This is a genomic window from Spongisporangium articulatum, assembly GCF_044465595.1.
Taxonomy (GTDB): Bacteria; Actinomycetota; Actinomycetes; order Actinomycetales; family Kineosporiaceae; genus Spongisporangium; species Spongisporangium articulatum.
This window is the reverse complement of sequence record NZ_JBITLV010000008.1, coordinates 112,085-126,222: the sequence shown is the minus strand read 5'-3', so window position 1 is coordinate 126,222 and position 14,138 is coordinate 112,085. Positions and strand designations below refer to the sequence as shown.

Below are 14,138 nucleotides of genomic sequence, written 5' to 3'. Positions count from 1 at the left end.
CTAATGCTGCTCCTGCCGGGGCAGCAGCACCTCCTGGATGAGCAGCAGGATGCCTGCCGCGAGCGGGATGGCCACCAGCGCACCGAGCACGCCCAGCAGCGACGAGCCGATCAGCGCCGCGACGAGCGCCACGGACCCGGGCACCGACACCGTGCGGGCCATGATGCGCGGGGCGATCAGGTAGTTCTCGACCTGCTGGTAGATCACGTAGTAGACGATCAGCCCGACCCCGATCTGCCACGACTGGAACAGGCCGACCAGCACCACGATGATCGCGCCGAGGGTCGCACCGACCAGCGGGATCAGCCCGAGCACGGCCGTGGTGATGGCCAGCACCGCCGGGTACGGCACGCCGAGGACGGTCAGCAGGATGAACGTCAGGAACCCGTTGATGCTCGCCACCGCGACCTGCCCGGCCACGTAACCGCCGATCCGGCGCAGGATCTCGTCGCCCAGCGCGCGCACCCGGTCGCGGCGGGAGGCGGGCACCAGGCTGTAGCCGGCCTCCTTGATGGAGTTCAGCGAGGCCAGGAAGTACAGGGTCAGGACCAGCACCGTGAACGTGCTGAAAGCGCCCGACAGGACGGCTCGGCCGGCGCCGAGGATGCCGCCGAACAGGTCGAGCAGCGTCTCGCCGTCCGACACCTTGGCCCGGATCTGGTTGCTCGCGTTGTCGACCACCCCGTAGTCGGCGTTGAGCTGGCGGATGAAGTCGGTCCGGGTCAGGTTGTCGATGGTGGCGGGCAGGGACGTCGTCAGTTGGGTCGCCTGCTCGATGATCGTCGGCAGCACGATGGCCAGGAAGCCGGCCACGAAACCGATCAGCACGACGAAGACGATCGTCACGGCCCAGACCCGCCTCAGGCCGCGGCCCTGCAGCCAACGGACCAGCGGGTCGAGCCCCACGGCCAGGAACGCCGCGATGCCGACCAGGGTGAGGACCTGCGAGATCTGCCCGACGAGCTTCAGCAGCTCGTAACCCAGGACCGCGCCGATCGCGCCCACGAAACCGATGTAGAACGGGCTGGTCCGGTTGACCGGGCGGCCGGCCCGGCCGTAGTCGGGCGAGGTCTCCGGGCCGGACGACGCCCCCTCCTCGGCGTCCGCGACCTCAGCGGCCTCCTGGGTCACCCGGTCGGGCTCGGTCGCATCCGGGTCGGACGTGCTCACTCAGACTCCTCGGCTCGGGTGACCACCGTCCCTGGCGATCTTGGCGGGCAGCCTATGGGTTGCAAAGCGACGGCGCCGTCCCGAATGGCTTCGGGACGGCGCCGGGCGTGGTTGAGCTCAGTTGCTGTGCACCGGGGATGCGTCCGGCAGCACGATGGTGCGGTTGTCGTCGGCCTGGTCGGCCTGCGGGGCCTCCTGGGCCTGGGCGGCCACCCGGTCGATGCCCGGCACCGGCACCGTGTTGCCCAGCAGCTGACGCAGCTGGTCGAGGTGGCCGGTGATGCTGTCGCGCTGACGGATCAGCTCGTCGACCTGGCGCTGGGCCGCCCGACGGTTGCGGTCGGCCTCACCCTTCGCCTCGGACAGCACCTTGTCCGCGTGCGAGCGGGCCTCGGCGATGACCTGGTCGGCGTTGCGCCGGGCGTTGCCGACCAGCGACTTGGCGTGCTCGTCGGCGTCGCGACGGACCGCCTCGGCCTGCTCGACGGCCTTGCGCGCCCGCTGCTCGGCCGCGCTGGCCCGCTGCTCGGCCTCGGCGACCAGCTGGGTGGCCTGGCCGACCGCCTGCTCGTGCCGCTCGGCGTCCAGCCGCTCGGCCTCCTCGCGCCGGGCCGCCAGCTTGACCTCGAGGTCGCTGCTCATCTGCTCGGCCTTGTTGCGGGCCTCCTCCAGGAGGGCGGCAGCGGTGCTGCGCATCTCCTCGGACTCCTTCTTGGCCGCGCCCCGCGCCTCGTCGGTCTCGCGCTTGGCGGCCGCCCGCAGCTCGGTGACCTCCCGCTCGGCGGTGGCCCGCAGCCGGGCGAGCTCGCGGTCCACGGTCGCCCGCTTCTCGCTCGTCTCGTGCTCGGTGACCGACTTGAGCTTGGACGCCTCGCGCTCGGCGACCGCCAGCATCTCCTCGGCCTTGCGGGTGGCGGTGGCGGTGATCTCCTCCGCCTCGCCGGCCGCCGTACGGCGCAGCTCGGCGGTCTCCCGCTGAGCCATCGCCGTGAGCTCGGCCGCCTCGTTCTGGGCGGTCGCCCGGTGCTGGGCGGCCTCCACCCGCGACTGGGCGACCGTCTCCTCGGCGTCCTTCGTGGCCAGCGCGATGACGTCGCTGGCCTGCTCCTCCGCGAGGCGCAGCAGCTGCTCGATGCGCGAGCCGAGACCGCTGTACGAGGGCCGTTCGACCTCGCGCAGCTGCCGGTGCGCCTCCGCCACCTCGCCGGAGAGCTTCAGCGCCCGGGAGTCCAGCTCCTCGACCCGCGCCCGAGCCTCGCTGAGCGAGGCCTCCAGACTGCCAATGCGTTCCTTGACCTGGTCGCGGTCGTAACCGCGCATGACGATCTGGAAACCTTCGGGGCTCTGCTCGCCGGCCACTCTCGTCCTCCCTGACGGCCCGCCGCCCGGGCCATTCTCTTCTTCCCTGACGGCCCGCCGCCGGGCCTAGACGTTCCTGAACCGGTTGATCGCCTCGAGGTGCTTCTCGCGCTTCGCCGTGTCGCGCACACCCAGGCCTTCTTCCGGTGCGAGGCACAGTACTCCCACCTTGCCCTGGTGGAGGTTGCGATGGACGTCAAATGCAGCCTGACCGGCGTTCTCCAACGAGTAGCTCTTGGAGAGGGTCGGGTGGATCAAACCCCGCGCGATCAGGTCATTTGCCTCCCACGCCTCAGCGTAGTTGGCGAAGTGCGACCCGATGATCCGCTTCAGGTTCATCCAAAAGTAACGATTGTCGTATTCGTGCATGTACCCGCTCGTCGAGGCGCACGTGATGATCGTGCCCCCCTTACGGGCGGCGTAAACGCTCGCGCCGAAGGTCTCGCGACCCGGGTGCTCGAACACCATGTCGACGTCGCGGCCACCCGTCAGCTCCCGGATCTTGGAGCCGAACCGGCGCCACTCCTTCGGGTCCTGGGTGGTCTCGTCCTTCCAGAACTTGTAGCCCTCGGCGTTGCGGTCGATGACCAGCTCCGCGCCCATCTTGCGGCACAGCTCGGCCTTGTCGGGGCTGGAGACGACGCAGACGGGGGTGGCACCGGCGGCCAGCGCCATCTGCGTGGCGTAGGAGCCGAGGCCGCCCGAGGCGCCCCAGATCAGGACGGTGTCGCCGAGCTTGAGCGCACCACCGTTCTTGGAGATCAGCTGCCGGTAGGCGGTCGAGTTCACCAGGCCGGGGCTCGCCGCCTCCTCCCACGTCAGGTGGTCGGGCTTGGGCATCAGCTGGTTGGCCTTGACCAGCGCCATGTCGGCCATGCCGCCGAAGTTGGTCTCGAAGCCCCAGATCCGCTGCTCCGGGTCCATCATCGTGTCGTTGTGGCCCTGGGGGCGCTGCAGGTCGACGTCGAGGCAGTGGGCCACGACCTCGTCGCCCGGCTTCCACGCCGTCACGCCCGGGCCCACGCGCAGGACGACGCCCGCCAGGTCGGAGCCGACGATGTGGTACGGCAGGTCGTGGCGCTTGGCCAGCTCGGAGGTCTTCGCGTAGCGCTTCAGGAAGCCGAAGGTGCTGACCGGCTCGAAGATCGAGGTCCAGACGGTGTTGTAGTTCACCGCGGAGGCCATGACGGCGACGATCGCCTCGCCCGGGCCGAGCTCGGGGGTGGCCACCTCGTCCAGGTGGATCGACTTGCGCGGGTCCTTGTCGCGCGTCGCCACGCCGGCGAACATCTCCTGCTCGTCGGCGTGCACGGTGACGGCCCGGTAGCTCTCCGGCACCTCCATGGCGGCGTAGTCCTCGCCGGTGGCCGTACCGGACATGATGGCGTCGAGGATCTTCTGCACGGTGGTGCCCTCCAGCTGTACGTGGTTCGGATTCGTGGTGACGCTACCCAGGCGCCGGGGCCCTTCGTAGGCGACGGGCGGTGACCTGAATCACCGCCGCCGCGTGTCTTTTCGTGATCATGCAGAAACGCCCCCGGATGGCGACGTGAACCGGTGGTTCACGCCCCGGTGCGGGGGCGTTTCTGCATGATCACGAAGGGGACTAGTGCGCGCCGTCGCGCGGCGGCTCGGTCAGCTCGACCAGGACGCCGCCGGCGTCCTTCGGGTGGATGAAGTTGACCTTGGCGCCGGCCGTACCGCGCTTCGGGACGTCGTACAGCAGCCGCACCCCGCGGGCCCGCAGCGTCGTGGCCACGGCCTCGACGTCGTCCACCCGGTAGCAGACCTGCTGCACGCCGGGGCCGTTGCGGTCGATGAACTTCGCGATCGTCGACTCGGGGGTCAGCGGCGCGAGCAGCTGCACGTAGCTGCCGGAGTCGCCGACCGCCATCATCGCCTCGCGGACCCCCTGTTCCTCGTTGACCTCCTCGTGCGCGAGGCGCATGCCGAAGACGTCGCGGTAGTAGGCGATGGCCTGGTCGAGGTCCGCCACGGCGACACCGACGTGGTCGATGGCCGTGAACAGCGCGTTGGGGATGCCGACCGGGAACTGCTGCGAGGAGGTCTGCGTGCTCATGACCGCCAGCGTAGATCGGACCGGCGGGGCCGCCAGGGCACCGGAATCGTGGTGCACGCCACTCTGCGAGCACGGGTCCGTATCTGTCCGGTCTCGGCTGGGTCGAAATGCCCGTGTCGATCACCGGTGGGTGGTTAGGGTGGCGAGGTTCAGGAGACTGATGAGTGACCTATGGAGCGGGTGATCATGCGTTCGACGCCGTCGATGGTGCGGGGGATCGTGGCGGGCGGGGTGGCCGTGGCCGTCGCCGTCGGGCTGGTCGGGGCGATCGCGCCGACCGCGAGCGCCGAGATCGACCCGCCGTCCGGGACGCCCGCCACCGTCACCGCGGACGTCCTGCCCACCGCGCAGGTGAACGGCGTGGTGTGGAGCACCGCGATCGTGGGCGGCACCGTCTACGCGGTCGGCAGCTTCACCAAGGCCCGTCCGGCCGGGGTGGCCGCGGGCGGCAAGGGCGAGGTGACCCGCAACAACGCGCTGGCCTTCAGCCTGACCACCGGCAAGCTGCTGTCCTGGAACCCGGACCTGAACGCGCAGGCCCGCCGGGTGATGGCCTCGCCGAACGGCGACGAGATCTACGTGTCCGGCGACTTCACCGCGGTCGGCGGCGTGAAGCGCACCCGGATCGCCGGCTTCAAGACGGCGACGGGCAAGCTCGACACCGCGTTCGCGCCCACCATCAGCGGCCCCGGCAAGGCGCTCACGGTCAGCGCGAGCACCGTCTACGTCGGGGGCGGCTTCGCCTCGGCCAGCGGTCAGCCGCGCACCAAGCTCGCCGCGTTCAAGCGCTCGAACGGTGCGCTCACCGCCTGGGCGCCCACCACCGACGACACCGTCGAGGCGCTCGTCGTCACCGGTGACAAGGTCGTCCTCGGCGGCCGGTTCCACCAGATCAACGGGGCCAAGTGGCGCGGCGTGGGCGCGGTCGACGCCACGACCGGCGCCTCCCTGCCGTGGAACAGCCGGCCGGAGCCGAACGACCCGCCGATCAAGCTGCCCAACAACGACGGCAAGCTCGAGCAGTGGACGTCGTGGGTCACCGACCTGCGCGTCGCCGACGGTGTGGTCTACGGGGCCTCGAACGGCCAGGGCGCCTTCCCGAACACCCGCACCAACATGTTCGACGGCCGGTGGGCGGCCAGCGCGAGCAACGGCGACCTGATCTGGCTCGACAACTGCTTCGGCGCCACCTACGGGCTGACGGTCGTCGGCAAGGTCCTCTACAGCGTCGGCCACGCGCACGACTGCAGCAACCTCGGCGCGTTCCCCGACACGCTGCCCGACACCTTCTACCACGGGCTCGCGGAGACGACCTACGCCACCGGAAAAGACAAGACCGGCAAGGGTTTCCAGATGAATTACGCCAACCCGCCGATCCCCACGCTCCTGCACTGGTTCCCGAAGCTGGCCGAGGGCTCCTACACGGGTCAGATCCAGGCCGCCTGGACGATCAGCAGCACCAGCAAGTACATCGTGATGGGCGGCGAGTTCCCGTCGGTCGGCGGCGTCAAGCAGCAGGGCCTGGTCCGGTTCGTGGTCGGTTCGGTCGCGAAGAAGGACGTCGGCCCGGCGAAGTCGGACAAACTGAAGCCGAGCGCCGTCGGGTTCGTCGGCCGCAACGTGCAGGTCTCCTGGAAGACGACGTCCGACGTCGACGACTCGACGCTCACGTACAGCGTCTACCGCGACGGCGGCAAGACGCCGGTCGGCACCGTGACGAAGGCGTCCGTGCCGTGGAAGGCGACGTCGGTCAGCTTCACCGACAAGAACGTCCCGACCGGGCAGCACACCTACACGATCAAGGCCACCGACCCGCACGGGAACTCGGTGACCGGCCCGGAGGGCGGCAAGGTCACGGTCATGTTCTGACCGCGACGCGATCTGCGTCCGTTCTGGTTGTCACAGCACGGCCTGAGGCCGTCGTGGCGACCGAAACGGGCGCAGATCCCGCCCGGCAACGCCTCCCGAGGTCAGGCGTTGCCGGAGATGTACGCCCGCAGCAGGGTGCTCGACGTGTGCACCGTGTAGGGGAAGTACATGACCTTCGCGCCGACCGACGCCATGCCGGTCTCCAGGCGGTCCCCCTTGGGGGTGCCCTTCCAGTCGTCGCCCTTGAACAGGACGTCGAAACCGCCCAGCTCGCGCCACATCACGACCTTGTCGGCGGCGATGTCGGTGACGACCTCGTCGACGCAGCGCAGCGCGCCGACGATCTCCAGGCGCTCCTCGAGTGGGACGACGGGCAGCTTGCCCTTCGACGCCAGCAGCACCTCGTCGGTGACCACGCCGGCGATCAGGTGGTCGCACTGCTCCTTGGCCCGGCGCAGGATGTTCAGGTGGCCGATGTGGAACATGTCCCAGGCGCCGGGCACGTAGCCCACGAGCCCGGTGCGCGGCGTACGGCTGGACGGGATGCTCATCGGCCGAACCTCGAGACCTCGCGGAACCACTTGGGCAGGGCGGCGACCAGGAACAGCAGCGTCCCCGCGCCCATCACGGTGTAGGCGACGACGAACCCGGTCTGCCAGGCGATCAGCGCGAAGACGATGCACAGCACGCCGTAGTCGGTGGGCCACACCATGATCGAGCGGATCGTCGCGGTCAGCGATCCGTCCGCGGCGGGCGGGGCCTGGCTCGGGTGGGCCCGGCGCAGCTGGTCGGTGAGGATCTGCACGAAGAAGAAGACCGCCTGCACGAGCGCGAACCCGATCGGGATCAGCAGCGCGGCGTCCGGCAGGTCGTAGAACTTGTACCAGCCGATCAGCACGGCCAGGTGCAGGGCCGAGACCTTGATGCTGTCCACGACGTGGTCGAGCCACTCACCGGCCGGGGAGCCACCGCCGCGCAACCGGGCCAGCTGCCCGTCGGCGGAGTCGAAGGCGTACCCCAGCAGCAGCAGGAACGGGATCAGCACCGCGGTCAGCGCCGAGGGCGCGACCAGGGGGATCAACGCGATACCGGCGGCCGACAGGCACGCGCTGATCAGCGTGACCTGATTGGGCGTGAGGTTCAGCTGGTACGCACCGGCGGCCAGCACGCGGCCGATCTTGCGGTTGATGAACCGGGAGTAGGCGGGGGAGCCCTTGGCCGGCGGCTTCTGGGCGCTCGCCAGCCGGCGCACCGTCTCGGTGAAGCCGGGCTTGGCGGTCGGTCCGGTGGAGGTCGGGGTGGACGTCGTCATGCCCGCGGTCACGTCTCCATCTGCTTGGGGTCTCGTCGTCACGCTACAGCGCCGATCAGTCCGGTGGCGGCCAGCCAACGCTGCCCGTAGGCCGTCGTGGTGAACCGCTCCTCGTACGTCGTGCGCGCCTGCCGCCCGGCCTCGGCCACGTCGGCGCGGGTGAGCCCGGCCAGCACGGCGGCCAGCGCGTCGACGTCCCGGGGCGGGAAGCTCCAGCCGTCCCGGCCGGGGGTGATGATGTCGGCCAGGCCGCCGGCGGCGCTGCCGATCACGGGCCGGCCCCGGGCGAAGGCCTCGATGGCGACCAGCCCGAAGGGTTCGGGTTCGTCCGACGGTACGACGGCGACGTCCGCCGCCTCGAGGTGCGGGACGACGTCCGGCACCTGCCCGACGACCGTCACCGAGTCGGGGTGCCTCAGACCCGCCACGAGCTGCGGGACGTCGACCGCCTCACCGACCGGGGGCGGGCCCCCCAGGACCACGAGCCGGCCGGGGGCGTCGAGCCGGTCCCAGGCGGCCAGCAGGGTGCGGTGCCCCTTCCAGCCGTTCCAGCGGCTGGCCACCAGGAACGTCAGGGGCGTCGTGCGGGAGCCGAGGTCGCTGCCCACACCCGGGTCCGACGTCCCGTTCGGCACCACCACGGCCCGGCGGGCCAGCCGGGGGCCCATCGACTCGGCGGAGGGGGTCGAGATCGCGACCAGGCGGTGGCAGGCGGTCGTCGGCCCGGTCAGGACCTTCCGGTCGAAACCCGACCAGATCTCCTGCACGTGCCCCACGACCTTCGGCACCCGGGCCAGGCGGGCGGCCGGGGCGGCGAGCATCGACGCGCTGCTGGTGACGTACACGGTCTGCGGCCGGGCCCGGCGGAACGCGGCCGCCAGCCGCGCCACCTGTCCGGCCAGCCGGAGCAGGCCGCGGGGGTTCGCGTAGGCCCGGCGCATGATCGGCAGTGACAGGTGCCGGACCCTCACCCCGCGGGCCTCGAGCACCTGGCAGAGCGGTGCGTCGGTGTGCGGCAGGTCGTCCGGCAGCCACACCTCGGCGGACGCTCGACCCCCGAAAGCTTCGAGGGCGTCGAGCATCTGCAGCAGCATCCGATCGGCGCCGTAGAGCTCGTCGGAGGGGTGGACGAAGAGGATGGGGTCTTGTCGACCCGTCGACGACGAGTCTTGAGCGGGCACCGATCGACTCTACACAGAGGGTGACAGACCCGTTCGGCGTAGTCCGCCCCTCTTTGCCTGCGAGAAGTTCCGCGTTCGGCCTTCGTGATCTTCCTGCACTGTCTACCGTCTGTGATTGCCGCCCCCGGCTCGAAGGTGCCCGGGGACCACCCCGTCTGGAGCCGTCTGCCGATGTCTGGTCTCATCCGGTCCCGCCTCGCCCGAGGCGTCCTGGCCGCCGCGCTCTCGAGCTTCGCCGTGGCCGCCGTCCCGTTCGCGGCGGCCCCCGCGCAGGCCGACACGGCCCCGGTGCCCCCCGAGACGACGACCACCTACTCGGCCGACGCCCTGCCCACCGTGCAGATCAACGGCGTGGTCTGGGCCCAGACGATGGTGGGCAACACCGTCTACGCCACGGGGAACTTCACCCAGGCCCGCCCGGCCGGGTCGGCGGCGGGGACGAACCAGACCGCCCGCTCCTACCTGGTCGCCTACAACGTCACCACGGGCGCGCTGAACACGACGTGGGCGCCGACGTTGAACGCCCAGGGGTTGGGCATCGCCGCCTCGCCCGACGGCAAGACCATCTACGTGGGTGGCGACTTCACCACGGCCAACGGCGTGGCCCGCAACCGGATCGCGGCCTTCGACGCGACCACGGGCGCCCTGGTCACCGCCTTCAACGCCTCGGTCAACGGCCGCGTACGCGCCGTCGACGTGGTTGGGACGACCGTCTACGCGGGCGGCCAGTTCACGACCGCTGGCGGGGTGGCCCGGTCCCGCCTGGCCGCCTTCTCCAGCACCAACGGCGCCCTGCTCAGCTGGGCGCCGAACGCCGACGCGGAGATCTTCGCGATCACCGCGGCCGGGCCCGGCCAGATGGTGGTCGGCGGCCGGTTCCAGAACATCGCGGGCACCGCCCAGCGCGGGATGGCGGCGCTCGACGCCACGACCGGCGCGGCCCGCCCGTGGCCGGTCAACCAGACGATCCAGAACTACGGGTCGGATGCGGCGATCTACTCGCTGTCCTACGACGGCAACCAGGTCTACGGCTCCGGGTACGGGTACCTGGTCAACAACAACCCGAACACCGACGCCAACCTCGAGAACACGTTCGCGGCCACGACCGACGGCCAGCTGGTGTGGGCGAACGGCTGCCTGGGCGACACCTACGACCAGGCCTCGCTGAACGGCGCGCTGTACAGCGTCGGCCACCCGCACAACTGCACGCCGATCGGCGGGCACCCGCAGACCGACCCGTGGACGTACCAGCGGGCGATGGCCACCACGACCGGGCGCAACCCCGACGGCTCGGTGAACAACGGCGGCGAGCTCAACGGGCTGCCCGCCCCGCAGCTGCTGCACTGGCTGCCCACCCTCGACGCAGGCACCTTCACCGGCCAGTACCAGGCCGCCTGGTCCGTGACCGGCAACAGCGACTACATCGTGCTCGGCGGCGAGTTCCCGACCGTGAACGGCACGGCCCAGCAGGGCCTGGTCCGGTTCGCGACGAGGGCGATCGCACCGAACAAGCAGGGCCCGCAGCTGACCACCGACCTCAAGCCCACGCTCGTCGGGCTGGCACCCGGCACGCTGCGCATCGCGTGGCGCTCGACGTGGGACCGGGACAACCGGCGCCTCACCTACGAGGTGCTGCGCGGCAACACCGTGATCAACACCCGCACCTTCGACTCCAACTGGTGGACGCGCCCGAACCTGGCCTTCACCGACACCACGGCCACGCCGGGCAGCAGCCAGACCTACCGGATCCGGGTCACCGATCCGCTCGGCAACCAGATCCTCAGCTCCACCACCACGGGCACCGTGCCGGCGGGGACGGCGTCCGCGGGCACCTACTCGAACGCGGTCGCGGCCGACGGGGCGACGAACCAGTGGCGCCTCGGCGAGAGCAGCGGGAACACCGGCTACGACTGGCTGTCGGGCAGCGACCTGACCATGGACGCCTCGGCGACCCGCGGGGCGGCCGGTGCGCTGGCCAACAGCAGCGACACCGCGACCACGTTCGCGGGCACCGCGACCGTTCCGGCGTCGACGACGAACCCCATCACCGGCCCGCAGACCTTCTCCGAGGAGGCGTGGTTCCGCACCACGTCGACCTCCGGCGGGAAGATCCTCGGCTTCGGGGACAGCGCGACCGGCAACAGCGGCTCCTACGACCGGCACATCTACCTGACCAACAACGGCCAGGTCGTGTTCGGCATCTACAACAACAGCGTCAGCACCCTGCAGACCGGCGCCGGGTTGAACGACGGCCAGTGGCACCAGGTCGTCGCGACGATGAGCCCGGCGGGCATGGCGTTGTACGTGGACGGCAAGAAGATCGGCTCACGCTCCGACGTCACCTTCGCCCAGGGCTTCTCGGGCTACTGGCGCGTCGGCGGTGACAACCTCAACGCCTGGCCGTCGCAGCCGAGCAGCTTCGCCTTCAAGGGCGACATCGACGAGGTCGCGATCTACCCGAGCGTGCTCAGCCTGGACCAGGTGCGCGCCCACTACATCGCCTCCGGTCGCACCCTGACGGTGCCGACCCGGCCCGCCGACGGCTACGGCCAGGCGGTCTGGGACGCGCAGCCCGACCTGTACCTGCGTCTCGACGAGACCTCGGGCAGCGCCGCGAAGGACGTGATGACCGCCGAGACCGGTGCCACCTACACGGGCGGCCTGCAGCAGGGCCAGAACCCGGCCCCGGCGGCGCCGTCCGGCAGGGCGGTCACCCTGACCGGTGACGGCCAGTACGTCGTCGGCACGACGCAGTACAGCAACCCGCAGGTGTTCTCGCTGGAGACGTGGTTCAAGACCACCACCACGACCGGTGGCCGCCTGATCGGCTTCGGCAACGCCGCGAGCGGCTTCAGCAACAACTACGACCGGCACATCTACATGCTCGACAACGGCCGGCTGCGGTACGGCATCTGGATCGGCAGCACCAGCGTCGTGGACTCGCCGAACAGCTACAACGACGGCCAGTGGCACCAGGTGGTCGCCACCCAGGGCCCGGCGGGGCAGCAGCTGTACGTGGACGGCGCGCTCGTGGCCTCGGGTGGGGCTGCTTCCCCGCAGGCCTACGACGGCTACTGGCGCCTCGGCCAGGACAACGCCTGGGACGGTGAGTCGAGCAACCAGTTCCTCGGCTCGCTCGACGAGGCCTCGGTGTACTCGTCGGTGCTGTCCGCGCAGACGGTCGCCCAGCACTACGCCTTCGGCGCCCCGGCCGGCCCGAACCAGTCGCCGGTCGCGGCGTTCACGTCCTCGGTGACGAACCTGACCGCGAGCTTCGACGCGACCGGGTCCTCCGACCCCGACGGCACGATCGCGTCCTACGCCTGGGACTTCGGCGACGGGACGACGGACGCCGGGGCGACCGCCTCGCACACCTACGCGGCGCCCGGCACGTACTCCGTGAAGCTCACGGTGACCGACAACGACAACGCGAAGACCTCGGTCACCCACGACGTCGTCACGACGCTGCCGCCGAACCAGAAGCCGGCGGCGGCCTTCACGTCCACGGCGACCAACCTGTCGGTCGCCTTCGACGGCACCGCGTCCACCGACCCGGACGGCACGATCGCCTCCTACGCCTGGGACTTCGGCGACGGCGGCACCTCGACGCAGGCGGCCCCGACCCACGTGTTCGCGTCGGGCGGCACGTACAACGTGGCGCTGACCGTGACGGACAACCGCGGCGGCACCGACACCCAGACCCAGGCGGTCACGGTGTCGGCGGCCAACCAGTCGCCGACCGCCGTGGCCACGCCGTCCTGCACGAACCTGGCCTGCTCGTTCAGCAGCGCGGGTTCGAGCGACCCGGACGGGACGATCGCCTCGTACGCCTGGAACTTCGGCGACGGGACGACGTCCACGCAGGCGAACCCGAGTCGCACCTACGCGGCGGCGGGCACGTACACCGTCACGCTGACCGTGACCGACAACAAGGGCGCCACGGGGACGGCGTCCACGAACGTCACGGTGACGGCCCCGGCCAACCAGTCGCCGACGGCGGCGATCACGCCGTCCTGCACGAACCTGGCCTGCTCGTTCAGCAGCGCGGGTTCGACGGACCCCGACGGGACGATCGCCTCGTACGCCTGGAACTTCGGCGACGGGACGACGTCCACGCAGGCGAACCCGAGCCGCACCTACGCGGCGGCGGGCACCTACACCGTCACGCTGACCGTCACGGACAACAAGGGCGCGACCGGTTCGACGACCCAGTCGGTGACGGTGTCGGCGGCCAACCAGTCGCCGACGGCGGCCTTCACCCAGACGTGCACGAACCTGGCCTGCTCGTTCAGCAGTGCGGGGTCGAGCGACCCGGACGGGACGATCGCCTCGTACGCCTGGGCTTTCGGTGACGGGACGACGTCCACGCAGGCGAACCCGAGCCGCACCTACGCGGCGCCGGGCACGTACACCGTGTCCCTGACCGTCACCGACGACAAGGGCGCCACGGGCACGACGTCCAAGGCGGTGACCGTCACGGCGGTCGCCTCCGCCCTGGCCGCCGACGCCTTCGGCCGGACCGTCGCCAACGGGTGGGGCACGGCCGACGCTGGCGGCGCCTGGACGATCAGCGGGGCCAGCGGCAACTTCGCGGTGACCGGCGGCGTGGCGCAGCAGAAGCTGGCGTCGGCGGGTCTCGGTATCGGGGCGTCCCTGAACGGTGTCTCGCAGACGTCGACCGACACGCTCGTGACGTTCAGCTCCGACAAGGTGGTGTCCGGCAACGGCGCCTACGTCTGGGTGACCGGGCGCAAGGTCGGCACGAACGAGTACCGGGGCCGGGCCCGGCTGCTGTCCAGCGGTGGCGTCGCGGTGCAGGTGAGCCGCACCGCCAACGGCGCAGAGACGGCCATCGGCTCGGAGACCACGGTCGCCGGGCTGACGTACGCGGCCGGCACGCAGCTGAATATGCGGCTGCAGGTCGACGGCACCGGCACCACGACGCTGCGGTTCCGGGTGTGGCGGGCCGACCAGACCGAGCCCACGACGTGGCAGAAGACCGGCACCGACACCACGGCGGCGCTGCAGGCCGCGGGCGGGGTGGGGTTCAACACCTACCTGTCGGGCAGCAGCACCAGCGCGCCGGTGACCATCTCGTTCGACGACCTGGCGGTCACCAAACCGTGATGCTCGTGTTGCTGCGGTGCCCGGACGCCGTCCGCGGGGT

At 70.8% G+C, this 14,138-nt stretch carries 9 protein-coding genes; 2 read left to right on the top strand and 7 right to left on the bottom strand.

Going from position 1 to position 14,138, the window contains the following annotated elements; all coding sequences use genetic code 11:
* From ACIB24_RS21375 to mce, 4 genes are all read right to left on the bottom strand, one after another.
* The gene (locus ACIB24_RS21375) at positions 1 to 1,170 is read right to left on the bottom strand and encodes an AI-2E family transporter (RefSeq protein WP_398284230.1); all 1,170 of its coding nucleotides are present in this window, start codon (positions 1,168 to 1,170) and stop codon (positions 1 to 3) included.
* 117 nt (positions 1,171 to 1,287) lie between these two features.
* Positions 1,288 to 2,529 carry a cellulose-binding protein gene (locus ACIB24_RS21370; protein WP_398284229.1) on the bottom strand — a complete coding sequence of 414 codons (1,242 nt, stop codon included), beginning with the start codon at positions 2,527 to 2,529 and terminating at the stop codon, positions 1,288 to 1,290.
* A 66-nt stretch (positions 2,530 to 2,595) separates the two neighbouring features.
* On the bottom strand, positions 2,596 to 3,933 hold the full coding sequence (gene ccrA / locus ACIB24_RS21365; RefSeq protein ID WP_398284228.1) for a crotonyl-CoA carboxylase/reductase: 1,338 nt from the start codon (positions 3,931 to 3,933) through the stop codon (positions 2,596 to 2,598).
* 202 nt (positions 3,934 to 4,135) lie between these two features.
* Positions 4,136 to 4,609, bottom strand: coding sequence for a methylmalonyl-CoA epimerase (gene mce / locus ACIB24_RS21360; protein ID WP_398284227.1), 474 nt, complete (start codon positions 4,607 to 4,609; stop codon positions 4,136 to 4,138).
* A 171-nt stretch (positions 4,610 to 4,780) separates the two neighbouring features.
* Between mce and ACIB24_RS21355 the strand changes: the two genes are divergently transcribed.
* Entirely contained in the window at positions 4,781 to 6,478 is a 1,698-nt protein-coding gene (locus ACIB24_RS21355) for a hypothetical protein (RefSeq protein ID WP_398284226.1), read from the top strand.
* A gap of 101 nt (positions 6,479 to 6,579) precedes the next feature.
* Here ACIB24_RS21355 and ACIB24_RS21350 read toward each other — a convergent pair whose 3' ends face one another.
* From ACIB24_RS21350 to ACIB24_RS21340, 3 genes are read right to left on the bottom strand one after another with little or no spacing between them, the layout of a single operon-like run.
* The gene (locus tag ACIB24_RS21350) at positions 6,580 to 7,029 is read right to left on the bottom strand and encodes an adenylyltransferase/cytidyltransferase family protein (protein ID WP_398284225.1); all 450 of its coding nucleotides are present in this window, start codon (positions 7,027 to 7,029) and stop codon (positions 6,580 to 6,582) included.
* Complete coding sequence (locus ACIB24_RS21345) at positions 7,026 to 7,802, bottom strand: CDP-alcohol phosphatidyltransferase family protein (RefSeq protein WP_398284224.1); 777 nt, start codon at positions 7,800 to 7,802, stop codon at positions 7,026 to 7,028. Before ACIB24_RS21345 ends, ACIB24_RS21350 begins: the two co-directional genes overlap by 4 nt.
* Before the next feature lie 26 nt (positions 7,803 to 7,828).
* On the bottom strand, positions 7,829 to 8,971 hold the full coding sequence (locus ACIB24_RS21340) for a glycosyltransferase family 4 protein (RefSeq protein ID WP_398284223.1): 1,143 nt from the start codon (positions 8,969 to 8,971) through the stop codon (positions 7,829 to 7,831).
* A gap of 171 nt (positions 8,972 to 9,142) precedes the next feature.
* On the opposite strand from ACIB24_RS21340, the gene ACIB24_RS21335 reads away from it, so the two are divergent.
* On the top strand, positions 9,143 to 14,098 hold the full coding sequence (locus tag ACIB24_RS21335; RefSeq protein WP_398284222.1) for a PKD domain-containing protein: 4,956 nt from the start codon (positions 9,143 to 9,145) through the stop codon (positions 14,096 to 14,098).
* Positions 14,099 to 14,138 lie beyond the last annotated feature (40 nt).